Annotated in this window: 23 protein-coding genes and 1 pseudogene; all 24 read right to left on the bottom strand. The window is 42.2% G+C overall.

Features of this window, described 5'->3' with window-relative positions; genetic code table 11:
* Positions 1 to 3 precede the first annotated feature (3 nt).
* The gene (truB, locus tag ACJROX_RS12100) at positions 4 to 933 is read right to left on the bottom strand and encodes a tRNA pseudouridine(55) synthase TruB (protein ID WP_408011009.1); all 930 of its coding nucleotides are present in this window, start codon (positions 931 to 933) and stop codon (positions 4 to 6) included.
* Between the two features lie 607 nt (positions 934 to 1,540).
* Entirely contained in the window at positions 1,541 to 1,891 is a 351-nt protein-coding gene (rbfA, locus tag ACJROX_RS12095; protein WP_408011008.1) for a 30S ribosome-binding factor RbfA, read from the bottom strand.
* Between the two features lie 40 nt (positions 1,892 to 1,931).
* The gene (locus ACJROX_RS12090) at positions 1,932 to 2,210 is read right to left on the bottom strand and encodes a DUF503 domain-containing protein (protein WP_408011007.1); all 279 of its coding nucleotides are present in this window, start codon (positions 2,208 to 2,210) and stop codon (positions 1,932 to 1,934) included.
* A complete protein-coding gene (gene infB, locus ACJROX_RS12085) occupies positions 2,207 to 4,519 on the bottom strand; it encodes a translation initiation factor IF-2 (protein ID WP_408011006.1) in 2,313 nt (770 codons plus the stop codon). Before infB ends, ACJROX_RS12090 begins: the two co-directional genes overlap by 4 nt.
* Positions 4,520 to 4,535: 16 nt before the next feature.
* On the bottom strand, positions 4,536 to 4,838 hold the full coding sequence (locus tag ACJROX_RS12080) for a YlxQ family RNA-binding protein (RefSeq protein WP_408011005.1): 303 nt from the start codon (positions 4,836 to 4,838) through the stop codon (positions 4,536 to 4,538).
* Complete coding sequence (gene rnpM / locus ACJROX_RS12075) at positions 4,839 to 5,111, bottom strand: RNase P modulator RnpM (RefSeq protein ID WP_408011004.1); 273 nt, start codon at positions 5,109 to 5,111, stop codon at positions 4,839 to 4,841.
* A gap of 15 nt (positions 5,112 to 5,126) precedes the next feature.
* On the bottom strand, positions 5,127 to 6,233 hold the full coding sequence (gene nusA / locus ACJROX_RS12070) for a transcription termination factor NusA (RefSeq protein ID WP_408011003.1): 1,107 nt from the start codon (positions 6,231 to 6,233) through the stop codon (positions 5,127 to 5,129).
* Positions 6,234 to 6,252: 19 nt separating this feature from the next.
* On the bottom strand, positions 6,253 to 6,723 hold the full coding sequence (rimP, locus tag ACJROX_RS12065; protein ID WP_408011002.1) for a ribosome maturation factor RimP: 471 nt from the start codon (positions 6,721 to 6,723) through the stop codon (positions 6,253 to 6,255).
* A gap of 290 nt (positions 6,724 to 7,013) precedes the next feature.
* Complete coding sequence (locus ACJROX_RS12060; RefSeq protein WP_408011001.1) at positions 7,014 to 11,309, bottom strand: PolC-type DNA polymerase III; 4,296 nt, start codon at positions 11,307 to 11,309, stop codon at positions 7,014 to 7,016.
* A 155-nt stretch (positions 11,310 to 11,464) separates the two neighbouring features.
* A complete protein-coding gene (locus ACJROX_RS12055) occupies positions 11,465 to 13,159 on the bottom strand; it encodes a proline--tRNA ligase (protein ID WP_408011000.1) in 1,695 nt (564 codons plus the stop codon).
* Between the two features lie 287 nt (positions 13,160 to 13,446).
* The gene (gene rseP / locus ACJROX_RS12050; RefSeq protein ID WP_408010999.1) at positions 13,447 to 14,709 is read right to left on the bottom strand and encodes an RIP metalloprotease RseP; all 1,263 of its coding nucleotides are present in this window, start codon (positions 14,707 to 14,709) and stop codon (positions 13,447 to 13,449) included.
* Positions 14,710 to 14,723: 14 nt separating this feature from the next.
* Positions 14,724 to 15,872 carry a 1-deoxy-D-xylulose-5-phosphate reductoisomerase gene (locus ACJROX_RS12045; RefSeq protein ID WP_408010998.1) on the bottom strand — a complete coding sequence of 383 codons (1,149 nt, stop codon included), beginning with the start codon at positions 15,870 to 15,872 and terminating at the stop codon, positions 14,724 to 14,726.
* A gap of 22 nt (positions 15,873 to 15,894) precedes the next feature.
* Entirely contained in the window at positions 15,895 to 16,692 is a 798-nt protein-coding gene (locus ACJROX_RS12040) for a phosphatidate cytidylyltransferase (protein WP_408010997.1), read from the bottom strand.
* Between the two features lie 15 nt (positions 16,693 to 16,707).
* On the bottom strand, positions 16,708 to 17,475 hold the full coding sequence (locus ACJROX_RS12035; RefSeq protein WP_408010996.1) for an isoprenyl transferase: 768 nt from the start codon (positions 17,473 to 17,475) through the stop codon (positions 16,708 to 16,710).
* Positions 17,476 to 17,630: 155 nt separating this feature from the next.
* The gene (gene frr, locus ACJROX_RS12030) at positions 17,631 to 18,188 is read right to left on the bottom strand and encodes a ribosome recycling factor (RefSeq protein ID WP_408010995.1); all 558 of its coding nucleotides are present in this window, start codon (positions 18,186 to 18,188) and stop codon (positions 17,631 to 17,633) included.
* A gap of 1 nt (position 18,189) precedes the next feature.
* On the bottom strand, positions 18,190 to 18,912 hold the full coding sequence (gene pyrH, locus ACJROX_RS12025; protein WP_408010994.1) for a UMP kinase: 723 nt from the start codon (positions 18,910 to 18,912) through the stop codon (positions 18,190 to 18,192).
* A 152-nt stretch (positions 18,913 to 19,064) separates the two neighbouring features.
* Positions 19,065 to 19,949: a translation elongation factor Ts gene (gene tsf / locus ACJROX_RS12020; RefSeq protein ID WP_408010993.1), complete on the bottom strand. Its 885-nt coding sequence runs from the start codon at positions 19,947 to 19,949 to the stop codon at positions 19,065 to 19,067.
* Between the two features lie 208 nt (positions 19,950 to 20,157).
* On the bottom strand, positions 20,158 to 20,889 hold the full coding sequence (gene rpsB, locus ACJROX_RS12015) for a 30S ribosomal protein S2 (RefSeq protein ID WP_408010992.1): 732 nt from the start codon (positions 20,887 to 20,889) through the stop codon (positions 20,158 to 20,160).
* A 316-nt stretch (positions 20,890 to 21,205) separates the two neighbouring features.
* A complete protein-coding gene (locus ACJROX_RS12010) occupies positions 21,206 to 21,694 on the bottom strand; it encodes a DUF6115 domain-containing protein (RefSeq protein ID WP_408010991.1) in 489 nt (162 codons plus the stop codon).
* An 11-nt stretch (positions 21,695 to 21,705) separates the two neighbouring features.
* Entirely contained in the window at positions 21,706 to 21,876 is a 171-nt protein-coding gene (locus tag ACJROX_RS12005; RefSeq protein ID WP_408010990.1) for a hypothetical protein, read from the bottom strand.
* Between the two features lie 144 nt (positions 21,877 to 22,020).
* Positions 22,021 to 22,206, bottom strand: a complete 186-nt coding sequence (locus ACJROX_RS12000; RefSeq protein ID WP_408010989.1) for a hypothetical protein — start codon at positions 22,204 to 22,206, stop codon at positions 22,021 to 22,023.
* A 9-nt stretch (positions 22,207 to 22,215) separates the two neighbouring features.
* Positions 22,216 to 22,820, bottom strand: a pseudogene (locus tag ACJROX_RS11995) (FapA family protein).
* Positions 22,821 to 23,075: 255 nt separating this feature from the next.
* Positions 23,076 to 23,432: a hypothetical protein gene (locus ACJROX_RS11990; RefSeq protein ID WP_408010988.1), complete on the bottom strand. Its 357-nt coding sequence runs from the start codon at positions 23,430 to 23,432 to the stop codon at positions 23,076 to 23,078.
* A complete protein-coding gene (gene fliR / locus ACJROX_RS11985) occupies positions 23,429 to 24,184 on the bottom strand; it encodes a flagellar biosynthetic protein FliR (protein WP_408010987.1) in 756 nt (251 codons plus the stop codon). The genes ACJROX_RS11990 and fliR overlap by 4 nt, the downstream gene beginning before the upstream one ends.
* Positions 24,185 to 24,189: the final 5 nt, after the last annotated feature.

Raw genomic sequence — 24,189 nt, 5'->3', positions numbered from 1 at the left:
CACCTAAGTTCTGTTCTGAATTTTAAGTACTTTCTCAGGTTTAACCCATCCTGGGCGTTCTGGATGTGGAATATATATAGCGAGACACTCTCCTTGTCCATTATAAACGGCAGTCCTTGGATTTGAAAGTTCTTTTGTCTTCTCAAGTAAGGATCCATTCAGGATCTTTTTTTCAACTTCGTCTGGAACGGTTACTGATGGAAAAATCATCAAAGCTTTTTCAATCGGCATCAATACATCTGACAACTTATCAGCCTCGATCGTTTGTTCCAATTCTTCCAATGTGATAGCTTGCTTTATTGAAAACGGTCCGGACTGGGTCCTTTTCAAGAATGCCATATGTGCTGGATATCCAAGAGCTTTACCAATATCAACGGCCAATGTCCGGATATAAGTTCCCTTGCTGCAGGTCACTCGTATTTTGAACTCGATATTTCCGTTATCTTGATTACGTTCAGGATTACTCAAAAGCTCCAGAACAATAATCCTGACTTTTCTTGACGGCCGTTCGACCTCGATTCCTTCGCGGGCATATTCATATAATCTTTTTCCCTTGACCTTCACGGCAGAGTACATCGGAGGAATTTGTTCGATTTCACCCTCAAACGATTCCAAAACGGACCTGACTTGCTCAGTACTTATAAGATCGACATCAGCAGACTCAACGATTTCCCCAGTTTGATCTTCGGTTGTCGTTGAGGTCCCTAAAGAGACTGTTGCTTCATAGGTCTTGTCATAGGCACTCATATATTCAGCCACTTTAGTCGCCCGATTGATACAGATCGGGAGAACTCCTGAAACAGCCGGGTCAAGAGTACCAGTATGACCAACCCTTTTTGTACGCAGCATTTTACGAAGCTTCACAACACAATCGTGAGAAGTCATTCCAGCTTGCTTATGTAAAGGGATGATTCCATCTTCTGTTATCTTCATACTCACACTTCCTTACTAGAAAAGCGTAAGCACCCTGCCTAATATCGACAAGTGGTTGGGTGCTGCAGCTAGACCATAATTATCCAATGTTCAACGTCGAATTCCATTTTTAGCTTCCTTTAGAGCTTCTTGCTGCTCATCATCAAACGGAAAATTCTTACAGATTCGACTCTGCTCATTCATATTGAATCTCCAAAATTTTTAGCGGACATGTGTTCCGTTATTTGTGACAAATAAGGGTGTTTCTAAAAATCAGAGGACATGTGTTCCGCTATCCGGGTAAAATGCTGCTGAATTCCACTGGTTTTCAGTAAATAGGGTCTCTAGTGTCCTTTATTTTTATAGAACATGACGATTTTATGAAATAAGGCCTCCTGTATCCGCTAGAAGCGAAAGAGCCAAAGGTTTCATCTGATCGAATACAGCAAACTATTCTACTACGTAGAATAGTTTCTGTTGTAAAGCTGCTTCGATGACGTACAAAAAGGGAAAATGGGATTGTCCCAGCGGTTCGCACCCGAATGGTGGACAACCAGCTCAATTAACCTTATGCTGATCGTTCAATCGGAAGCATTGAACCAATATGCCGGGACAATCCCTCTTACCTTTACTCTCTGTTTTCATTGATTTCATCCAGAAGCGTCTCGATCCGGTTGCCATATTCGATTGAATGGTCAAACTGGAACAGTATTTCTGGCGTTTTTCTTAAACGGATCCGTTTTCCGATTTCCGAGCGGATAAACCCTGTCGCTTTTGCAAGACCTGCAAGGGTATTCGCTTTTTCTTCTTCGTCCCCGAAAACAGAGATGAAGATTGTCGCTTGTTGAAGATCCCCGGTCACCTCAACTGCAGTGACGGTAACAAACCCTACTCTTGGATCTTTGATCTTCTGGCCAATTATTTCACCAAGTTCTTTTTTCATCTGCTCTGCTACGCGATTCGCACGTACATTACTCATAAAAAACACCTCATTAAGTCAATTTAAAGACGAAGGTTTCTTATAATAGTTCGGTATCATAATTCGTGACTTCAAATTCATCAAACCGATCCAGATATTTCACGACTTGCTGCAATTCCTTTTCGACCATTTGCTTATCTTTTGAAATGGTCACAATTCCAATTTCAAATCGTTGCCAGAGTTCGTGATAATCCGTTTCTGCAACGGCCACATTGAACTGCTGTTTCAACCGCTGGATCACTTTTTTGACTACCGAACGTTTTTCTTTCAAAGAGTGAGCATCATGGATATGACACTCACACTTCAAACTCCCGATCATTTCGGTTTTACCTCTTCCATGACATAGGCTTCAATTATATCGCCTTCTTTAATATCGTTGAATTTCTCTAAAGTTATACCGCACTCGTAACCAGCAGCCACTTCCTTCGCATCGTCTTTAAAACGTTTAAGTGTATCGACAGCACCTTCAAATACGACCACACCATCACGTACAAGACGCACTCCAGAGTCACGTGTGATTTTTCCTTCTGTCACATAACAACCTGCAATTGTTCCTACTTTAGAAACCTTGAATGTCGTACGTACTTCCACTTGTCCAATCACTTTCTCCTGGTAAACTGGATCGAGCATACCTTTCATCGCAGACTCGATTTCATCGATGACGTTATAGATGATCCGGTGAAGTCTGATATCTACTTTCTCAGCTTCTGCTGTACGTTTCGCATTATTATCCGGGCGTACATTGAATCCGATGATGATCGCATTGGAAGCAGAGGCCAAGATGATGTCAGATTCAGCGATCGCACCTACACCAGTGTGGATGATCTTCACTTTGACACCTTCAACATCTATCTTTCTCAATGAGCCTGCAAGGGCTTCTACAGAACCTTGGACGTCTGCTTTGAGGATGACATTGATCTCTTTGATGTCTCCCTCTTTGATTTGTTCAAAAAGGTCATCAAGGTTGAGTTTCGAACTCTCTTTACGCTGTTGCTCGATTTGTCTTTTCGCACGGGCTTCACCGATTGCTCGAGCTTTTTTCTCATCTTTATACACTCTGAACTGATCACCTGCGTTCGGTACATCATTCAAACCAGTGATTTCTACAGGTGTGGATGGCCCAACCTTTTTGACACGGCGGCCAAGATCATTGACCATCGCACGTACACGGCCATACGTATTACCGACAACGATCGGATCTCCGATTTCGAGTGTCCCGCCTTGCACAAGAAGGGTCGCAACTGGGCCGCGGCCTTTGTCCAGCTGTGCTTCAATGACCGTACCATTTGCAAAACGTTCAGGATTTGACTTGTGCTCTTCAACTTCTGCTACGAGAAGGATCATTTCTAGCAGTTCATCGATTCCTTCACCACTGATGGCAGAGAGCTTGACAAAAATCGTATCGCCGCCCCAATCTTCAGGAATCAATTCATGTTCGGTCAATTCCTGCATGACACGATCAGGATTTGCTCCTTCTTTGTCCATTTTGTTCACTGCTACGATGATCGGTACCTCTGCAGCTTTCGCATGGTTAATCGCTTCCACTGTTTGAGGCATGACACCATCATCTGCAGCTACTACAAGAATCGTAATATCCGTTACTTGTGCACCTCGGGCACGCATAGTCGTGAATGCAGCGTGTCCTGGTGTATCAAGGAACGTGATCGGCTTACCGTTTTCTTCAATCTGATAAGCACCGATATGCTGAGTGATTCCACCTGCTTCTCCCGCAGCCACTTTCGTTTTACGGATTGAATCAAGCAAAGTCGTTTTACCATGGTCGACGTGCCCCATGATTGTAACAACAGGCGGCCGTACAGTCAGTTTATTTTCATCCTCTTCGATTCCAATTTCTTCGAAGTTTGTTTCGTCGATGACAATTTCCTCTTCAACTTCAACATCGAAATCTGCTGCAACCAGCTCGATTGTTTCTTTATCAAGCTCCTGGTTGATCGTTGCCATTACACCTAATCCCATTAACTTTTTGATGATTTCAGATGATTCAAGATGAAGCTTCTTCGCCAATTCACCGACCGTCAAAGAGCCTTCAAAAGTAATTTTTTCAGGCATCTTCGGTTTCTGTTGCTCTCTTTTCGGCTGCTGTTGTTGTTGGTTTCCAGCATGACGGTTGTTCCTTCCTTTTCCTTTTGGACGGTTCTGGCCACCTGGACGGTTCTGACCACCTGGGCGGTTCTGGCTACCTGGGCGGTTCTGACCACCTGGGCGGTTCTGGCTACCTGGGCGGTTCTGGCTACCTGGGCGGTTCTGGCCACGATTGCCGTTAGGGTTGTTGTTACGATTCGGTTTATTCGGATTATTGTTCGGCTTATTCCCATCGCGGTTGTTTGGACGATCACCAGTTTTTTGCTGATTACGGTTATCCGTGTTTTTGCCCTGTGGTCTGTTATCCGATTGTTTCGCAGGTTTATTGGATGATTTATTCGGTTTCTGTTCTTTCTTTTGCCCTGGATTAGAGCTGAACGTTTCATCCAATTTACTTACAGTAGAATCTTCGATTGTCGACATATGATTCGTAACTTCTATATTCATAGTCTTCAACTTTTGAATTACATCTTTACTTTGAATGTTGTGTTTCTTCGCATATTCATAAACGCGCATCTTACTCATTTGGTCACCCCCAAAATTATTGATCGATCAATTTCTTTAACTTCTCCGCAAAGCCATTATCGATCACAGCAACGGTCACCCGTTGTTCTTTCCCAATTGCGTTACCTAACTCGATTCGGTCAGGAACTATATAATAAGGAACTTGATAGTAAGTACACTTATCTATCAGCTTTTTCCTTGTATTGGCGGATGCATCTTCAGCAAGCAAGATCATTTTGGCACGTTGTTGACGTATTTCTTTGACAACCAACTCTTCCCCAGAGACACATTTCCCGGCTCTATTCGCTAAGCCCAACAATGATTTCCATGATGATTTCATCTAGTTCCCCGGTTCCCTGACCTGGTTTTTCAATTCTTCGTATACAGAGTCAGAAACTTGGACAGATAGTTGGTTCTGGAATGCTTTCTTTTTTTGTGCCAATTCAAAACAGGAGATCTCGTTGCATATATAAGCTCCTCTGCCTGACTTCTTACCGGTAAGATCTATCGAAACTTCTCCCTCAGGAGTACGGACAATGCGAATCAATTCTTTCTTCGGCTTGTTTTCCTGACAAGCTATACACTTTCGCATCGGTATTTTCCGCTTTTTCATCGTTTCTCTCTCCTTTTAATCTTCCAGCTCTTCATCATATTCATCATAATCCGGCTCTTCAGGTTGTTTGTTTGGATCGTATAGGCCCTTTTCAACTGCTTCGGACTCACTCTTGATATCGATTTTCCAACCTGTCAGCTTCGCAGCTAATCTAGCATTCTGACCTCGCTTACCAATTGCAAGTGAAAGTTGATAGTCAGGAACGATGACACGTGTCATCTTCTCTTCTTCATTCACTTGGACTTCAAGCACCTTTGAAGGGCTCAGTGCATTAGCTACATATTCTACCGGATCCTTGGACCATCTTACAATGTCGATCTTCTCTCCATGAAGCTCATTTACAATTGTTTGGACCCGCTGACCTCTTGGTCCCACACAAGATCCGACAGGGTCTACTTCAGGATCCTCTGCATGGACAGAGATTTTGGAACGATCTCCAGCTTCACGTGATATCGATTTGATTTCAACTGTTCCATCGTAAATCTCAGGTACCTCTAGCTCGAATAATCTTTTCAATAACCCTGGATGAGTTCTGGAAACCATGATCTGAGGTCCTTTAGTCGTTTTCTCGACTTTCGTTATGAACACTTTGATCCGATCATTCGTTTTATACGACTCTGATTGGATTTGTTCAGTAGTAGGCAACAACGCTTCAACTCTTCCTAGATCCACATACATGAAACGATGATCTTGACGTTGTACCACTCCTGTAATGATATCTTCTTCTCGATCGATGAATTCAGAATAGATGATTCCGCGTTCTGCTTCACGAACTCTTTGTGTCACGACTTGCTTTGCTGTCTGGGCCGCAATACGACCGAAGTCCTTCGGTGTCACTTCAAGTTCGACGACATCCCCTTCTTCATATTGTGGACTGATTTCCTTTGCTTGGTCGACTGACATTTCCAAACGGCTATCTTCGACTTCGTCCACGACATTCTTTCTTGCGAATACTTTAACACTACCCGTGTCCTGGTTAAAATCAACGCGGACATTCTGTGCTTGATGGAAGTTTCGTTTGTACGCCGAAATCAGAGCAGCTTCAATCGCTTCCACAATTACGTCTTTACTGATTCCCTTTTCTTTCTCAAGTACTGTCAACGCATCCATTAAATCGCTCATTGGACTCTCCCCCTTAGGATTAGAATGATACTGCTAACCGAGCGTTTGCCACTTTGTCATACGGTATCCTGATTTCCTTCGTTCTTGTCTTGATTCGAATTTCGACAGAAAGCTCTTCCCCATCAAATGCGGTGAGCGTACCTTCGAATTCTTTTTGGCCGTCAATCTGCTCGTATGTCTTGACATACAAATGCTTCCCGACCGCTTTATGAAAGTCTGCATCCTTTTTCAAAGGACGTTCTACACCTGGTGATGATACCTCTAAGAAATAAGCCTGGGAGATCGGATCGACTTCGTCCAATTTCTCGCTCAATTGTTCACTTACTTTGCCGCATTCTTCGATGTCTACACCATCTTCACTATCGATATATACCCTTAGAAACCAATTCTTTCCCTCTTTAACAAACTCAATGTCTACTAGTTCAAGGTCCATGGATTCTAAGATCGGTGTTACAAGTTCTTCCGTTATCTCAGTCACCTTTTTACTCATATGTGGCCCTCCTTTATCATTGGGACATTTTCTGCTTCAACTTTATAACTTCCGAATATTCTAGAAAAAAGATATCAAACATAAAGGAAAGAGTGGGTTGGCACCCACTCCTTCCGACGACCTATTCACTAGTATTTCCAATTTCAATATACCATAAACGTGAGCAGCATTGCAACTTAGAACCAGACTCTGCGAATGCCCCTATCAATGTTTCAGTTCAGTCGTGTGAATGAACCCCTTCACACGGGGCTGTCGATAAGTGCCTGAGTCTCTCCGTAATTTTAAAGAACTTAGAACAACGAGAGCTGGTTTGCATCAGGAAGCCCTTCTAGGCACCCTTGATCCTCTAAGTACTGAATCACGGTTTTGGAAATCTTACTACGTTGCTGCAGATCTTCCTTCGAGAGGAATTCGCCGTCCTCTCTAGCCTTCACGATGTTGATTGCAGCATTGGTCCCAAGTCCAGGAATCGCATTGAACGGTGGGATCAACGTATCCCCATCAACGATGAATTCAGAAGCTGATGAACGATACAGATCAACCTTTTGGAATCCAAATCCGCGTTCACACATTTCAAGGGCCAATTCCAAGACCGTCAACAAGCTTTTCTCTTTCGGGGATGCATCCAGACCCTTTTGGTTGATTTCCTCGATACGATTACGGATTGCGGCGGAACCTCTTATCATCACTTCCAAATCAAAGTCATCTGCACGTACAGTGAAATATGCAGCGTAGAAGAGGATTGGATGATGCACTTTGAAATAAGCGATCCGGACAGCCATCAACACGTAGGCAGCGGCATGGGCTTTAGGGAACATGTATTTGATCTTTTTACAAGATTCAATATACCAATCCGGTACGCCGTTCTTCTTCATTTCATCAATCCATTCATCCTGCAAGCCTTTCCCTTTACGGACGAATTCCATAATCTTGAATGCCAATGAAGGCTCAAGCCCTTTGTAAATCAGATATACCATGATATCGTCACGGCAGCCGATTACATCTTTAAGTTCACATGTCCCATTCGCAATCAACTCGTTCGCATTGTTCAACCATACATCTGTACCGTGGGAAAGCCCTGATATCTGAACTAATTCCGAGAAAGTGCTCGGTTTCGTTTCTTCAAGCATTTGCCTTACGAAACGTGTACCGAACTCAGGGATTCCGTATGTTCCTGTCTTACACATGATCTGTTCTTCTGTGACCCCTAATGACTCTGTCCCACTGAAAAGTTTCATGACTTCTGCATCATCAGTCGGGATCGTCTTCGGATCGATACCGCTCAAATCTTGGAGCATCCGGATGACAGTCGGATCATCGTGCCCCAGGATATCTAGCTTCAACAAGTTATCATGTATAGAGTGGAAATCGAAGTGTGTCGTTTTCCATTCTGAGTTCTTGTCATCTGCTGGGAATTGGATCGGACAAAAATCGAAAATATCCATGTAATCCGGTACGACGATAATTCCACCAGGGTGCTGTCCTGTCGTCCGTTTGACACCTGTGCATCCACTGACAAGCCGATCGATCTCTGCTGAACGGTAATGGATATTATAGTCAGATGCATACCCTTTGACATAACCGTATGCAGTTTTGTCAGCAACTGTACCAATCGTTCCTGCTCGGTATACATAATCCTCACCGAACAGCTCTTTCGTATAATTGTGTGCCCGTGGTTGATACTCCCCCGAGAAGTTGAGGTCGATATCTGGAACCTTGTCACCTTTAAATCCTAAGAAGGTTTCAAATGGTATATCATGACCATCCTTCGTATAGTCATCCCCGCATTTTTCACACTGTTTGTCCGGCAGGTCGAATCCAGATCCTACTGAACCATCATCAAAAAACACAGAATGCTTACAAGATGGACAAACATAATGTGGTGGTAAAGGGTTTACCTCAGTAATTTCCGTCATCGTCGCAACGAATGAGGAACCGACTGAACCTCGGGATCCAACGAGATAGCCATCATTTAATGATTTCTTTACAAGTTTTTGAGAAATCAAATAGATGACGGCAAAACCGTGACCGATAATACTTTTAAGCTCTTTTTCCAGCCGGTCTTCCACCAATTTCGGAAGCTCTTCTCCGTAGATGCTTCGTGCACGCCCATAACTCATATTACGGATTTCATCATCTGCTCCTTCGATCTTAGGCGTGTATAGATCATCCGGGATCGGTTTCACTTCTTCGATTTGGCTGGCTACCGTTCGTGTTGCTTCTACGACAATTTTCTTTGCAACGTCTACTCCAAGGAAGTCGAATTCTTCGAGCATCTCACCCGTTGTTCGAAAATGTACATCAGGAAGTTTCTGGCGATTGAGCGGATTCGCATTCCCCTGACTACCGATGAGGATTTTCCTGTAAATTTTATCTGTTTCATTGAGGTAATGAACATTTCCAGTCGCTACTACCGGCTTGTTAAGCTTCTCTCCGAGTTTGACGATATTCTTTATGATTTCCTTCAATGCAAGCTCATTCTGGACAAGTTCTTTTTCTATGAGATGTTCATAATTTCCTATCGGCTGCACTTCAAGATAATCATAAAATTTGGCGATTTCTTCCACTTCTTCAGGTGACTTCTGCATCATACCCTCAAAGACTTCACCTTTGTCGCACCCCGATCCGATGAGGATCCCTTCACGGTATTTCTTCAATTTCGATCTCGGAATACGCGGGGTACGATAGAAATAGTTGATATGGGACTCTGTCACAAGTCTGTAAATATTTTTCAGCCCTTCCTGGTTTTTGGCAAGGATGATGCAATGGGAAGGGCGAGTCCGTTCGAATCCGGTCTCCCCAATATGATCGTTGAATTCATCATGATAGTTGATCCCTTTCTCGATACTATCCTTGATCATTTTCAGTAACAGATATCCAGTCGCCTCAGCATCATAAATCGCCCGGTGATGCTGTGTCAATTCAATATCAAACTTTTTACAAAGCGTATTCAACCTATGGTTTTTGAACTCTGGATATAAGAATCTACCAAGTTCGAGTGTATCGATGACCGGATTGTTCGCATCCCCGATGCCGACATTTCGGAATCCGACATTCAGGAATCCCATATCAAAGCTGGCATTATGGGCAACTAAAATCGAGTCTTCGATGAACGTATGGAAATCCTTCATCACATCTTCGATCTCTGGAGCATTATTGACCATATCATCGGTAATCCCAGTCAGTTCAATCGTTGTTGCCGAAAGTGGGTGGTGTGGATTGGCGAACGATTCAAAACGATCGATGATTTCACCGTTTTTAATTTTCACCGCTGCAAGTTCTATGATTTTATTATAGACAGCCGATAGACCTGTCGTCTCCACATCAAAAACGACATATGTTTCGTCTTGCAAGAGTCTGTGCTGGTCATTGTAAGCGATTGGAACACCATCATCTACTAGATTCGCTTCCAGGCCATATAGGATTTTGATTCCATGTTTTTTCCCGGCAGAATAAGCTTCTGGATAGGATTGGACGACTGCATGATCTGTGATCGCCACTGCAGGATGCCCCCATTTTGCTGCTTGTTCAACGAGTAAAGACGTAGAGCTTATCGCATCCATCTGACTCATCGGGGTATGAAGGTGGAGTTCGACCCGTTTTTCTTCCTCTGGGGCTTCATCCTTCCTGACCACTGGCGAGAGCTCTTCGATATCATTCGCAATCATCACAAGATCCCTTACGAACGTATCATTTTGTATTCCTCCGCGCGCTTTCACCCACATCCCTTTCTTCAGGGATTGTAGTTTTGGGATATCTTCCTTATCACGTGAGAACATTTTTATAAGGAGGGAATCTGTATAATCCGTTACTTTGAACGTCAGTAAGACACGCCCGCTCCTCAACTCTCGTGTCTCAGCGTCAAACACATAACCTTGAACTGTGATTTTTCTTTCTTCATCTACAATTGACTGTATTTGGACTGGTTCATCTTTTATCCCATAACCGATCTTCAGTTTTTCCTCTCGGATGCCGTTTTCAAGTTTCTTCTCAGCTTTTTCTTTCTCCATCAAAGCAGCCATCACTTTTGTCTTATCTTCCTGCTCTCGTTGCTCGACGAATCTTTGATAATCTTCCTGATTCTGATCCACTTTCGTTTCAAATGTTAATGGAGGGAAACCATATCTTTTGAAGGCAGTCCCAAGGGATGGACCTAGTTTTCTTTGAAACAGCATTGCTTGGGCATCGTTCGATACCTTTACTGTCACCTTATTTCCTTCAAGGGTTGGCTTCTTCCCTGAAAGCATATCGAGTACAGGAAGGTTTTGGGCTTGTAATTGTTCGATGCATGAGCTCCAATATCCCTCAAATAGATCATTGGTGACTTCTTTTTGTCCACAATGGATGACACAATTTGTGTTTGCGATCGCATGGAACGCTTTTTGCAGGAGTGTCTCAAGTAATTGGTAGGCTTCATATGGTAAAAGAGATGTTATGAAAATATGGAAGGTCCATTTTTTCTGTTCCTTTTGTATGGAGAGCTTTTTCAAATATCCTTCTTCAAAGAAGAATAGCTTCTCTGGAGGAAAACCGATTTGTTCAAGCAACAAGGACAATCGTTGTTTCCGAATTTCTAGGTCTTCCATTTCATCTTGACTCCTTTCAAACGGTTAATAGGGAATACGGGCACAGCGTCAGTATATTTGTAAATCTATTTGTTTATCTTCACAATATGTAAGGTTAAAAAGGCAAAGGACTGACTGGTAAATACTCGTCAGTCCCTTCAGGCCGTCGAACATCTCTATAGCTGTGAAATATAACTTTCAATTTCAGAAATATGCTTTTCTGCTTTTTCACCTGACTGTCGGTTCTTCACTTCGACAATCCCCTCTTCTGCTCGCTTCCCGACAATGACCTGAACCGGAATTCCGATCAGATCAGCATCAGTGAATTTAACACCAGCACGTTCTTTTCGATCATCATAGAGGACGTCAAAACGATCATTCTTCAGTTGAGTATAAAGTTCTTCTCCGAGCTGTGCTTGAGTTTCATTTTTCGGATTGACACAAATGAGATGGACGTCGAACGGAGATAACGTCTCAGGCCAGACAATCCCGTTTTCGTCATGCATTTGTTCAACTACAGCTGCCATTACACGGGAAACACCGATTCCGTATGAGCCCATAGTAATTGGTTTTGCTTTACCATTTTCATCAAGAATGGTAGCATTCATCGATTCACTGTATCTTGTCCCTAACTTGAACACATGCCCAACTTCGATACCTTTTGCGAAAACGATCTTTCCTTTTCCATCCGGAGAAGGATCACCTTCCTCTATGAATCGTAGGTCTTCATAAAGATCTACCCAAAAATCCGTCTCAGGATTAACGTTTTGATAATGCATGTGCGGTTCATTGGCCCCGCATACCCCATTGACAATATAAGCTACTGCATGATCGGCAATTACTTTTACTTCTTCTGGAACATCTACTGGTCCGATATAACCGACTTCACAACCGATGACTTCTTTCGTCTGTTCTTCCGTTGCCAACTGTACTACTTCAGCATCGAGGACATTTTTGATTTTGATATCATTTATCTCGTGATCTCCACGGGAGAGTACAAGAACAGGTTTCTCGTCTACCATCCACAAAAGTGATTTGATACAGTTTTGCGGTTTTACATTGAGATATTCGGCAACTTCATCGATAGTGCGCTTGTTTTCTGTCTTAACCTTGTTAAGTTCTTCAACAGGAACCGAGTCTTTCGTATAAGTCACCTTAACAGGAGCCATTTCAATATTCGCAGCGAAATCCGATTCATCGGAATAGGCGATCGTATCCTCCCCGATATCGGCAAGCACCATGAATTCATGAGTATCCTTTCCTCCCATGGCACCTGAATCAGCGATTACAGCCCTGAAATTCAAGCCGCATCGCTTGAATACATTCATATAGGCATTATAAATGGCATCATAATTACGGTCCAGTCCGTCCGAATCGACATCGAATGAATAAGCATCTTTCATGATGAACTCCCTGCCTCTTAAAAGACCGAATCGTGGGCGTTTTTCATCACGGAACTTCGCTTGTATTTGATAAAGGACCATTGGTAAGCGTTTATAGGATTTCACTTCATCACGTAGTAAACTTGTGATCAATTCTTCATGTGTAGCGCCTAATGCGAACTTGCGATCATGGCGGTCATTCAACCTCATCAATTCAGGTCCATATGTATTCCATCTCCCGGATTCTTCCCAAAGTTCAGATGGTTGTAATGCCGGCATCAATACTTCTTGTGAACCGATGCTATCCATTTCTTCTCGGATGATTGTTTCCACTTTCCTAAGGACTTTACGGCCTAAAGGTAAAAAGGAATAGACTCCAGAAACACTTTGGCGGATGAAGCCAGCACGTACCAACAGCTGGTGGCTTATTGCTTCAGCATCTGAAGGGACTTCCCTTAAAGTAGGGATATATAGATTGCTTTGTCTCATTACAGCACCTTCTTTATTTAATAAATTACGTTGGATCATTCGATGATTTGATAAACACACTACTATAATTTAAAAGGTACTAGCTTAAAAAATCAACCGTTTTAAGTTAAATAAGTAAACAAGGATTAATGTAACTGATTTTCAGCTCATTCGTGTGAAAGGATTTTTCACACGAATGAGCTGAAAATCAAGAGAGTTCAAGATAGAATGAAAGAAAAAACCTGGTTCATCTGATGTGGATGAGCCAGGTTTTGTATTAGTGGGCCATGGAAGTGAGCAGATTGATCTTAATTGACGAAAAATTTATGGATGTCGTTCCATGTCACTACGATCATCAGTAACATTAACAACGCAAATCCTATGAAGTGGACTAACCCTTCTTTTTGTGGGTCCAACGGCTTTCCACGGACAGCTTCAATTGCTAAGAAAGTCAATCTTCCACCATCAAGTGCCGGTAGCGGCAACAGGTTGAAAATACCGAGGTTGACACTCAAGAAAGCAGCCCATTGCAATAAAACGAAGACGCCTCCCTCAGCAGCTTGATCGGTGTAATTATAAATCCCTACAGGACCTGACAGGTTGTCAAAAGATATCTGGCCTGTAACAAGTTGCCCTAAGGCCTGTACGATCAATACTGTGAGTTCGCCTGTTTTCTCGACTCCATATTGTAATGAACCGAGGAATGAAACTTCAGTCGGCATATAGACACCGATATAACCTTCAGAGGATTCCCCATTTTGCGCTTCACGTTCATCAGGGGTGACTGTCACTTTTTCTGTTTGTCCATCTCTCTGGACTGTGAACTGCAGTTCTTCATTCGGGTTTTGTTGAATGACTCTGACCAGTTCTTCCCAGGTATTTACAGCCTCACCATCAACAGAGAGGACACGATCCCCCTCTTGAAGTCCTGCTTCATACGCTGCTCCATCTTTATCAAGTTTACCTAATTGTGCTTCATCAACAGGGATACCTTGAGTCATTGCATAGACAGCTAATAATACAAATGCGAGCAAGAAATTCATCAAAGGCCCCGCAAAAATCGCCAGAAATCGATCGACTAAAGATTTAGAACCGAATTGGCGATCGTAAGGGGCGATTTGTACCGGCAAACCATCCTGTACAAATTCTGCCTGAGGGTGTACCAGATATGATTCAGTCAATTCATCATTTACATGCCCTCTTAAAACCAAGTCATGCTCAATATCCGCTTTTTCGACGGTGACCACCTTGGCATCAGGATAACGTGAAAGCTGATTGGCAATAATTTGTTTGACCTTTCCATCTGGATCAAAAATCAATCCGACTTGTTTGCCTGGCTTTATTTCGATTCCTTCGGGATCTTCCCCTGCCATGCGTACGAACCCACCAAGTGGGAGCAAGCGGATCGTATACAAGGTTTCCCCTTTTTTAGATGAAAAAATTTTAGGACCAAAACCGATTGCAAACTCACGGCATAATATTCCGGCTCTCTTTGCTAATAACAGATGCCCTAATTCATGAAAGAATACGAGAGCACCAAAGATAATTACGATCGAAATAAATGTATTCATTTACGTGACCACCTTTACACTATAAGGGATTGTACAAATCGACGGGAAGCGACGTCCACATCACGAATCTCTTCTAACGAGGGTTCATTGATGGATACGTGTTGATTTAGAGCCTTTTCTATCAAGGATTCAATCTCTAAAAACTCAATCCGACCATTCAGGAATGCTTCGACTGCAGCTTCATTGGCAGCATTTAAAACAGTTGGCGTCGTTCCACCTGTTTTACCTGCTTCAAAAGCGAATCTCAAACATGGAAACCGTTCTAAATCCATTTTTCCAAAATGCAAGGTTCCAATATCTACTAAGTTTAACCTTTTCCCACTAGGTAATTCAAGTCTATTAGGATGGGAAAGAGCATATTGAATTGGAACTTTCATGTCAGGTGTTCCTAAATGGGCGATTACGCTTCCGTCTATAAATTCTACCATAGAATGGATGACACTTTCACGATGGAGGACGACCTCGATATCATCATATTCCGTATCAAACAGCCAATGAGCTTCGATCACTTCTAGTCCTTTATTCATCATAGTCGCAGAATCAATTGTTATTTTCGACCCCATAGACCAATTCGGATGATTGAGTGCTTCTTCAACCGTCACCCCCTGAAGGTCAGCTCGGGTCCTATCCCTGAAGCTCCCTCCTGAAGCGGTGAGAATCAACTTCGACATCTCACTTTTCTTTTCACCTTTCAAACATTGATAGATAGCAGAATGTTCACTATCAACCGGAAGGATATCTACTTTCTTATTTTTTGCACGGTCCGTTACGATATGTCCAGCCGTAACAAGCGTTTCTTTATTTGCGAGGGCGATCGTCTTGCCTTTGTCAATCGCTGCTAATGTCGGTTCAAGCCCGATGCTACCCATCACTGCGTTTACAAGTATGTCTGAAGCAGCATCGGTTGCGATTTCTAATAATCCTTCTTCCCCATAGTATACGAGACAAGTATGGTTGATAGTCCTTTTTAATTCCTCAGCCAATTCTTTTGTCGCTACAGAAACACGGTCAGGATGGAATTCTTCAATCAATTCAACCCCGAGCTGAATGTTAGTACCAAAAGAAAATGATGTTATCTTAAATTGTTCCGGGTGCGCCCTCACGACCTCGAATGTCTGAGTACCGATCGATCCAGTAGCACCTAGCACGCTGATATATTTCATACTTTCCTCCATTCCAAAACAACTACGACAATAACTGAACGATATGTAAAATCGGGAGTACGAACAAGATACTGTCGAATCGATCCAATATTCCTCCGTGACCAGGTAATAACGTACCTGAATCCTTCACTTCGTAATGTCGTTTGAAAGCTGATTCGACCAAGTCACCAATTTGTCCGAAGGTCCCTATAACGACCGCTGCTACCACAGCAAGGATAATCGTTGAATAGATCGGCAGGATTAGTTGGAATACGACAGCAACAATGACTGCACATAATAAGCCGCCTAATGATCCTTCTATCGTCTTATTCGGACTGATTACCGGCCAAAGCTTACGTTTTCCGATTGATTTCCCGAAAAAATATGCTCCAGAGTCTGTCGCCCATACGATAAACAAGACAAAGAATATCATTCGGATTCCATTTTCCAGGGCTCTCGTCTCATTGAAATAAAGGAATCCTATTCCAATATATAAGGTAGCCGTCAAGATAAAGCTGACATCTTGAAATGTGAATTCGTTTTTCGTGATTACAGTCCACGTCAATAACGAATACAGGCCGATGATGATCCCAAATATTTTCAAAGTATTTAGATCATAAGTTAAATCCAACAATCCTCCAGGGATGACAAGGATCAATACCATGAACAATGAAATGATTCCTGGCACCTGTTTAAGCTTGAATCCTCTCATCCTCAATAATTCCCTAAGACCAATAACAGCTAACAAAGCCATTACACTATAAAACCATATTCCGCCAATAAAGACGATAGGTAAGAAAACTAGCGCTGCAATAACTCCTGTAGTAATACGTTCCTTCATAAAAGCCTCCTAGGGTTATACCCCACCAAACCTTCTGCCTCGATTTTGAAAATCATAAATTGCCTTGTCTAAATCCGATGCGGAAAAGTCTGGCCAATACACGTTGGTGAACCAGAGTTCTGTATAAGCTAGTTGCCAAAGCATGAAATTGCTCAGCCGGATCTCACCGCTCGTCCGAATCAACAATTCTGGATCTCCTACTTCTTTGGACATCATGTAAGAACCGATCATTTCTTCATTTACATCATCAGATTTAATCTTTCCTTCTTCAATCTCTTTCGCAAGCTGTCGGACAGCAGAAGTGATTTCATAGCGGCTTCCATAATTCAAAGCGAAATTGAGAATAAGTCCATCATTATCCTTCGTCCTATCCACTGCTTCGTTTACAGCTTTCAGAGTATAGGAAGGGATTCCTTCTTTTACTCCCATGATCCGGACACGTACATTTTCTTCAATCAACTCAGGAAGGTAGGTCATGAGAAACTGTTCAGGGAGTTTCATGATGAATTCCACTTCGGGTTTCGGCCGCTTCCAATTTTCTGTTGAAAAAGCATACATGGTCAATGCTTTGACACCCAGTTCATTTGCACGTTTAACGACCTTCCGGACTACTTTCATTCCTTCACGATGACCTGCGATTCTAGGTAAGCCTCGTTTTTTGGCCCAACGTCCATTGCCGTCCATGATGACTGCAATGTGCCTTGGTACACGAGATAAATCGAGTTCGAGGTTTTCAGTCGTTTCTTTTTTAGTTTTCGTTAAGTTCGTAAGCTTATTTAACATATAGTCTCCCCCAGAGAGAATAAATCAAACAATCAAAAGGGATTGTCCAATCTTATGGTCATGTTCCATTATAGACGAAAAAAGACGATTATGTATCAAAAGACCCTCTATTGAAAAAGAGGGTCTTTTTCTATCTTATTTTAACTTGAATTATGTTATACTTCCATGATTTCTTTTTCTTTTGCTGCCGCGATGGAGTCGATTTCAGCAACGAAACGGTCTGTCACCTTTTGTACTTCATCACTGTAATGACGAAGGTCGTCTTCGGTCATATCGCCGCCCTTTTCAAGTTTTTTAAGCTCATCATTAGCGTCACGGCGGATATTACGAACTGCGACTTTACCTTCTTCTGAATACTTTTTCACCAATTTGACCAGTTCCTTACGGCGCTCTTCAGTCAAAGCAGGTATAGCAATCCGGATCACATCTCCATCATTTGATGGGGAAAGACCTAGCTCAGCCTTCTGGATTGCTTTCTCAATTTCACCGATAATCGATTTATCGTAAGGCTGGATTACAAGAAGACGTGCTTCCGGTACCGAGATGTTCGCCATTTGGTTCAAGGGTGTAAGTGCACCATAGTACTCGACAGAGACACGATCTAAAAGTGACGGATTTGCACGGCCTGCCCGTAATGTAGCAAGTTCTCTACGAAAGGCAGTGACTGCTTTTTGCATTTTTTCATCTGCTTGTTTGATGATTGTATCTGACATATTATTTCCCCCTTACAACGGTTCCTATATTTTCTCCTTCGATAACACGCTTAATATTTCCTTCTTCCATAATGGAGAAAACGATAAGCGGTATATCATTGTCCATACATAAAGAAGATGCGGTTGAATCCATTACAGCTAAACCTTCTTTCAAAACTTCCAAATAAGAGAGGCTCTTATATTTGGTTGCTGTTTCATCGGTTTTTGGATCGGCTGTGTAAACTCCATCAACATTGTTCTTCGCCATCAGGATAACTTCTGCCTCGATTTCAGCTGCACGAAGAGCTGCAGTTGTATCAGTTGAGAAGTATGGATTACCAGTTCCTGCTGCAAAAATGACTACACGTTTTTTCTCAAGGTGTCGGATTGCTTTTCTTCGGATATAAGGCTCAGCTACCTGGCGCATTTCGATTGATGTTTGGACCCTTGTTTCAACGTCGATATTCTCCAGGCTGTCTTGCAGTGCAAGTGAATTCATTACGGTGGCTAACATGCCCATGTAATCCGCAGTGGCACGGTCCATGCCCATTTCACTGCCAGCTTTACCTCTCCAGATGTTACCGCCGCCTACCACAACAGCAACTTCAACATTCATTTCAACAAGTTCTTTCACCTGTTTTGCAATCGAATTGATGATATGCGGGTCGATTCCATTCCCTACCTGACCTGATAGCGCTTCTCCGCTTAATTTTAAGACTACTCTGTTGTATTTAGGCGTACTCATTTTTTCCCTCCATCAGCGTTTCCTGCATTATAATATGGGTTTGCTTGAAAAAGAGGGAACACACCTGTGTTCCCTTTTTCTGTGGATGTTTTAGAAATAATTCTTATACATTCGCATCCTTGTTCAAGTTCCAAGAATACTATTGAATGAAATTATTTCTTCACTTGTGACATTACTTCATCAGCGAAGTTTTCTTCACGCTTTTCCATACCTTCGCCCACTTCGTAACGTACAAATCCTTTAATGGTACCGCCTTTACTTTCTACATATTTCCCAACTTTTTGATCTGGATCTTTAACAAATCCTTGATCTACAAGGCAAATTTCTTCGAAGAACTTGTTGATACGGCCAGCGACCATCTTTTCCACGATCTTTTCAGGCTTACCTTCGTTAAGTGCTTGCTGAGTCAAAACTTCTTTCTCACGTGCAACCTCTTCTTCAGATACTTGCTCACGGTTCACATAACGAGGATTTACAGCAGCTACGTGCATTGAGATATCCTTAGCAAGGTCTTCGTCAGTAGTTCCGCCAATTACAGATAGAACTCCTATGCGGCCACCCATGTGAAGGTATGCACCAAATGCGTCGTTGTCTTCTTTTTCAAGGATTGCAAAACGACGAAGGGAAATTTTCTCACCGATTTTCGCAATTACATTGTTGATATACTCTTCAAGAGAGATGCTTTGCCCAGTCATTGTCTGCTTAAGCGCATCTTCTACAGTAGCAGGTTTTGCTTCAAGCAAGTGTGCAGAAATTTCTTGGATCAAGTTTTTGAAAGAATCGTTTTTTGCAACGAAGTCGGTTTCAGAGTTAACTTCGACAATTACAGCTTCATTGCCCTTTGTAGCGATATGAGTCAAACCTTCAGCAGCGATGCGGTCAGCTTTCTTAGCTGCTTTTGAGATTCCTTTTTCACGAAGCCAATCGATCGCTTTCTCCATATCTCCATCATTTTCTGTAAGAGCTTTCTTACAATCCATCATTCCTGCGCCAGTCTTTTCACGCAATTCTTTTACCATTTGTGCAGTTACTGCCATAAGTGAATTCCTCCTTTAAATATGTAGCCTTAAAAACATTGATTTTCTTTGTTTAAGTCTTTGTTATTCATAATTGTAGATTTTTGCGACATTCACTCCCTTTCCGCGGGCGATCCGCAGGAGTGTCACGAATTTCGCAACAAAATCTTCTTTAAAAAAGGTGATAAAGGGTCAGTTCCCCTCTATCACCCTTAAATGAGCATTCATTTTACGCTTTCACTTCTGCTTCTTCTTCAGTAGATGCAGCTTCTTCAGCACTTCCTTGGTTAGCTTCTACAACAGCGTCTGCCATTTTAGAAGTAAGAAGTTTTACAGCACGGATTGCATCATCGTTACCTGGGATGACAACATCCACTTCGTCTGGATCACAGTTTGTGTCGACGATAGCGACGATTGGAATGTTAAGCTTACGTGCTTCTGCAATCGCAATACGCTCTTTACGAGGATCGATGACGAAAAGAACATCTGGAAGACTGTTCATATCCTTGATTCCGCCTAAGAATTTCTCAAGACGATCCATTTCCTTTTTAAGTAGGATGACTTCCTTCTTAGGTAGTACATCGAACGTTCCGTCTTCTTGCATTTTTTCAAGATCTTTCAAACGCTTAATACGCTTACGGATCGTGTCGAAGTTAGTTAGTGTACCACCCAACCAACGTTGGTTGATGTAGTATTGACCAGCACGTTGAGCTTCAACTTTAACAGATTCTTGTGCTTGTTTTTTTGTACCGACAAAAAGGATCTTTCCTCCGTCAGCTGCGATGTCGCGTACGTAATTATACGCTTCTTCTACCTTCTTGACCGTCTTTTGAAGGTCGATGATGTAGATGCCGTTACGCTCTGTGAAGATGTAACGTGCCATCTTTGGGTTCCAACGGCGTGTTTGGTGACCGAAGTGAACACCAGCTTCTAACAATTGTTTCATTGAAATTACTGCCATGAATGGCACCTCCTATGGTTTTTTCCTCCGCCCGCTTCTGATCAACCACAACTGTATCATATTAGTTAAATTTGTGAATCAACAGGACCAAGAATTTCGAGGCACGGCAGTCACTAAGTCCTGAATGCAGTGTGACCTGCATGTGGACCTGAGTGGCGCGTAACAAAGAAATCCGGCGGTAATATTGACCGGAACAATTCAACTACTTTACAGCACCTGTGGGTGAATCCACGAACGTGTGTGATGTGTGTATACTTACATAGTACATAAACACCGAGAATAAATATAACATAAACCAGATGGAACTAGCAAGTACCTATTGCCCATCTCGATAAAATTTTAACATAAGTACTACTTCGCCTTTGCCTTTATTAACTTTCTTGGCGATTTCATCTAAGGAATACCCTTGTCTTTGCATGGCTAAAATTTGTGATGATAAAGAAGCTCCGAATGTTTCTTTTGCTTCAATTATAGGGGGTGAATAGGAGGCATCCTCATTTTCCAGATCCGTTACATCCCTGGTTTGCAGATTTTTCTTCGATTTTTCAAGTGTGGCATCAATCTGTCTATCGTTGTAATGATTTCCAGCTGGCTTTTTATGTTGAAGGGAAGCCAGTTCCTTCAGGAAAGCATCGTTCTCTTCTTTCATTTCAGTCGTATAAGCTATCAGGATATCTTCCATTTCCGATTTCATAGCTTTGAGATCCTGTTGCTCGGCAGCACCTGATCGTTTCCATACGATAATAATAGATAAAATAGTAATGATGTGGATGATAAAACTTATCCCGAGTAAAAATCCTGTCATTATTTCCTCTCCTAACCAGAAAAGTCGATTCGTTGTCCTTTGTATGGATGCTTGACCTTTTCTTCTTCCTGGTTATGTTCTTCTCGTTTTTGATGTTGGTGGTGTTGGTTAGATTGTCGGCCATTGAATTGTTGTTTTTCAATATGTTCCTGCTTTTCCACTGAAGTGCGGTTCCGTTCCACGTTTTCTTTTTCATTGAACCAGCTTGAGATTGATTGATTTGTGATTGTTGTTGAAGTTTTTCCTGAACTTTCCCAGCATCCTGGGTTCTCGGTATTGCAACCTGAAGCTCAATCAACTTTAAACTCATCACTCATTCTCCTATCTTATAATTGGATGACGATCTCACTTGATGCCAACTTGAGCTCAACTGCTTTATACTCGTGTAGCAGCACCCTTTTATATTTTCCGAATGTCACTTCCACCCAAGGATGGAGTACACCATTGATTACAAGCACCTGATCAGTATTCGGTATTAGATCATCCTTCAATTCGTCTAATTCCTTATTCAATCCGTTCAATCACCTTTCTGTTTGCCCAAATGTATTTTTCACTTTCAACAAGTGGAGCATCTCTTTTCCACTAAGGTTTGCTTCATTTTTTGATTCAAGCGTTTTTTGGAGAGTTTTAAGCTTTTTCAAATTTTCCTCCTCTATTGAAATCTGTCTCGATAAGTGGCTGCATTTATCAAGAAAGTGTGCAGGAGTTCCGATGTAGAGAAACGTTTTTGTCATAAGATTCGTTCCTGTTTGGTTGACGAAAATATCTTTACCTGCACTTATATGTCCGCCAAAGATGATCCCCTTCCCTTTTTGGCAAAAAATCGAACCGTCGACCACTACCTCACTGTAATTGATAAGCCTGACATGCAAGTCACCGCCAATTTTCACTATCCCTTGATTAATGTATCCCGTATAGAGGTTGCAGCCGGCTTCAATGATGGCTTTCCCTTGACCGGCGATTCCATTTTGAATGAAAACAGAACCACCCGCTTTCAATGTCGAGGCTTCTACAATACCGGAAACCCGGATGCGGAAATCGTATAGCCTGATGGCACATCCCCATGAATGTGTATGTTCCCTATAAAGGAAAGATTTCCTGTTTTCAAATCCAAATCGCCTTTCACTTCATAAACAGGGAATACGTGTACAGCCCGTTTTTGATAACTGACTTGTCCATCTGCTGTAGCATAGATACCGTCAGAGGGATGATCGATTATCGAATTTTTTCATTTTTTGAGCTTTATTGGCTTTCCTGGCTTAGCTGGAACTGGCTCACCTAAGTATCTCTTCCCTCATCCACTTATGAATCGAGTCATCTGCTTCTTTTTCTGATTCCTCCCGATACCACTTTTTCAGCAATCTTTTTGATAAGTCAGCTCTCAGCTCACTTTGTACTCCTTGTTCTCCAGACGTCTGATTACTTTCGTGATCTTTTCTGGAAACGGGATTGGTCGTGATGTTTGTTTCATGTTCTGATCCGCTAAAATTGGCTTGGTTGACTGATGTGTGAACTTTTGGGTTTCATATTGTTTCGTTGTATTATTTGTCATTTTTGGTATTTTGTTCTGCGGACTATAGTAGCCATTGCTTCTTTCGTTTATAACAGGGTCAGGGTCAAGTGCGGCCATTACTTCAAGAGATGGTTTTGTGAAAAAACCTAGGAAACCTCCCGTACGGATTTCTTTTGAATTTAAAATGATTGCATCCTTGCCTAGATCGCTTCTGATCTTTTTCATCGCTTCCGGATAGACTCTTGCATTTCGATATTTAACGAACCGACCAATTGGAAGATTACTGGTATGACAAGCATTAATACAACGAAACTGACAAAGATTTTCAACGGAAGACCGACAATGAACACGTTCACTTGTGGTACAGTCCTTGAAATGATTCCTAGAGCCAAATCGACCAGGAACAAACATCCCACCACTGGAATCGCCATTTGGAATGCAATGTAGAACATCTTCACAACAGTATCCGCTACTAATCTCGCTACATTCCCGTCATCGAACATGAAAGCCCAACGTTCGATCGAAGCAAATTGATAACTTTGATAGTTGCCATTCAGGAACATATGATGTGCATCAATCGTAAGTAAGAATAAAATCGCGAAAATATATAAAAACCTACCGACGAGTGGTGTCTGGATACCAGTTTGCGGGTCGAATACATTTGCAATTGCAAATCCCATCTGTAAGTCGATGAACCCCCCAGCTACTTGTAAACCATATAAGAGTATCGACGCGATGAACCCGATGCTCAACCCAATCATCAGTTCCTTCATCAACAGCAGGATATATTCTCCATTCAGGGCGACCATCGGTGTCTGCAATGTGGTAAGGATAAAGAAAGAAAATACCACAGAGAATCCGATTTTATGTATGACTAGTATATTTCGATATGAAAAGATCGGTACGGTTGCCATGAATGCTGTTATTCTTACCTGGACTAATAAAAAGGCTGGTATACTATTTACAAATTCCGCCATAAAAT

The sequence above is a fragment of the Pseudalkalibacillus sp. A8 genome (assembly GCF_045920555.1).
GTDB lineage: Bacteria > Bacillota > Bacilli > Bacillales > Fictibacillaceae > Pseudalkalibacillus.
This window is presented reverse-complemented; position numbering and strand designations above follow the sequence as displayed.

Coding starts and splice junctions, on each gene's coding strand:
- rseP (WP_408010999.1), bottom strand. CDS start 14,709: ATGAATACATTTATTTCGATCGTAATTATCTTTGGTGCTCTCGTATTC.
- ACJROX_RS12090 (WP_408011007.1), bottom strand. CDS start 2,210: ATGATCGGGAGTTTGAAGTGTGAGTGTCATATCCATGATGCTCACTCT.
- fliR (WP_408010987.1), bottom strand. CDS start 24,184: ATGGCGGAATTTGTAAATAGTATACCAGCCTTTTTATTAGTCCAGGTA.
- pyrH (WP_408010994.1), bottom strand. CDS start 18,912: ATGAGTACGCCTAAATACAACAGAGTAGTCTTAAAATTAAGCGGAGAA.
- frr (WP_408010995.1), bottom strand. CDS start 18,188: ATGTCAGATACAATCATCAAACAAGCAGATGAAAAAATGCAAAAAGCA.
- ACJROX_RS12035 (WP_408010996.1), bottom strand. CDS start 17,475: ATGTTAAATAAGCTTACGAACTTAACGAAAACTAAAAAAGAAACGACT.
- nusA (WP_408011003.1), bottom strand. CDS start 6,233: ATGAGCGATTTAATGGATGCGTTGACAGTACTTGAGAAAGAAAAGGGA.
- rnpM (WP_408011004.1), bottom strand. CDS start 5,111: ATGAAAAAGCGGAAAATACCGATGCGAAAGTGTATAGCTTGTCAGGAA.
- truB (WP_408011009.1), bottom strand. CDS start 933: ATGAAGATAACAGAAGATGGAATCATCCCTTTACATAAGCAAGCTGGA.
- ACJROX_RS12055 (WP_408011000.1), bottom strand. CDS start 13,159: ATGAGACAAAGCAATCTATATATCCCTACTTTAAGGGAAGTCCCTTCA.
- infB (WP_408011006.1), bottom strand. CDS start 4,519: ATGAGTAAGATGCGCGTTTATGAATATGCGAAGAAACACAACATTCAA.
- ACJROX_RS12045 (WP_408010998.1), bottom strand. CDS start 15,872: ATGAAATATATCAGCGTGCTAGGTGCTACTGGATCGATCGGTACTCAG.
- rpsB (WP_408010992.1), bottom strand. CDS start 20,889: ATGGCAGTAATTTCAATGAAACAATTGTTAGAAGCTGGTGTTCACTTC.
- rbfA (WP_408011008.1), bottom strand. CDS start 1,891: ATGAGTAATGTACGTGCGAATCGCGTAGCAGAGCAGATGAAAAAAGAA.
- ACJROX_RS12080 (WP_408011005.1), bottom strand. CDS start 4,838: ATGAAATCATCATGGAAATCATTGTTGGGCTTAGCGAATAGAGCCGGG.
- tsf (WP_408010993.1), bottom strand. CDS start 19,949: ATGGCAGTAACTGCACAAATGGTAAAAGAATTGCGTGAAAAGACTGGC.
- ACJROX_RS12040 (WP_408010997.1), bottom strand. CDS start 16,692: ATGAAGGAACGTATTACTACAGGAGTTATTGCAGCGCTAGTTTTCTTA.
- ACJROX_RS11990 (WP_408010988.1), bottom strand. CDS start 23,432: ATGAAAAAGATCAGAAGCGATCTAGGCAAGGATGCAATCATTTTAAAT.
- ACJROX_RS12010 (WP_408010991.1), bottom strand. CDS start 21,694: ATGACAGGATTTTTACTCGGGATAAGTTTTATCATCCACATCATTACT.
- rimP (WP_408011002.1), bottom strand. CDS start 6,723: ATGAGTAAAAAGGTGACTGAGATAACGGAAGAACTTGTAACACCGATC.
- ACJROX_RS12060 (WP_408011001.1), bottom strand. CDS start 11,309: ATGGAAGACCTAGAAATTCGGAAACAACGATTGTCCTTGTTGCTTGAA.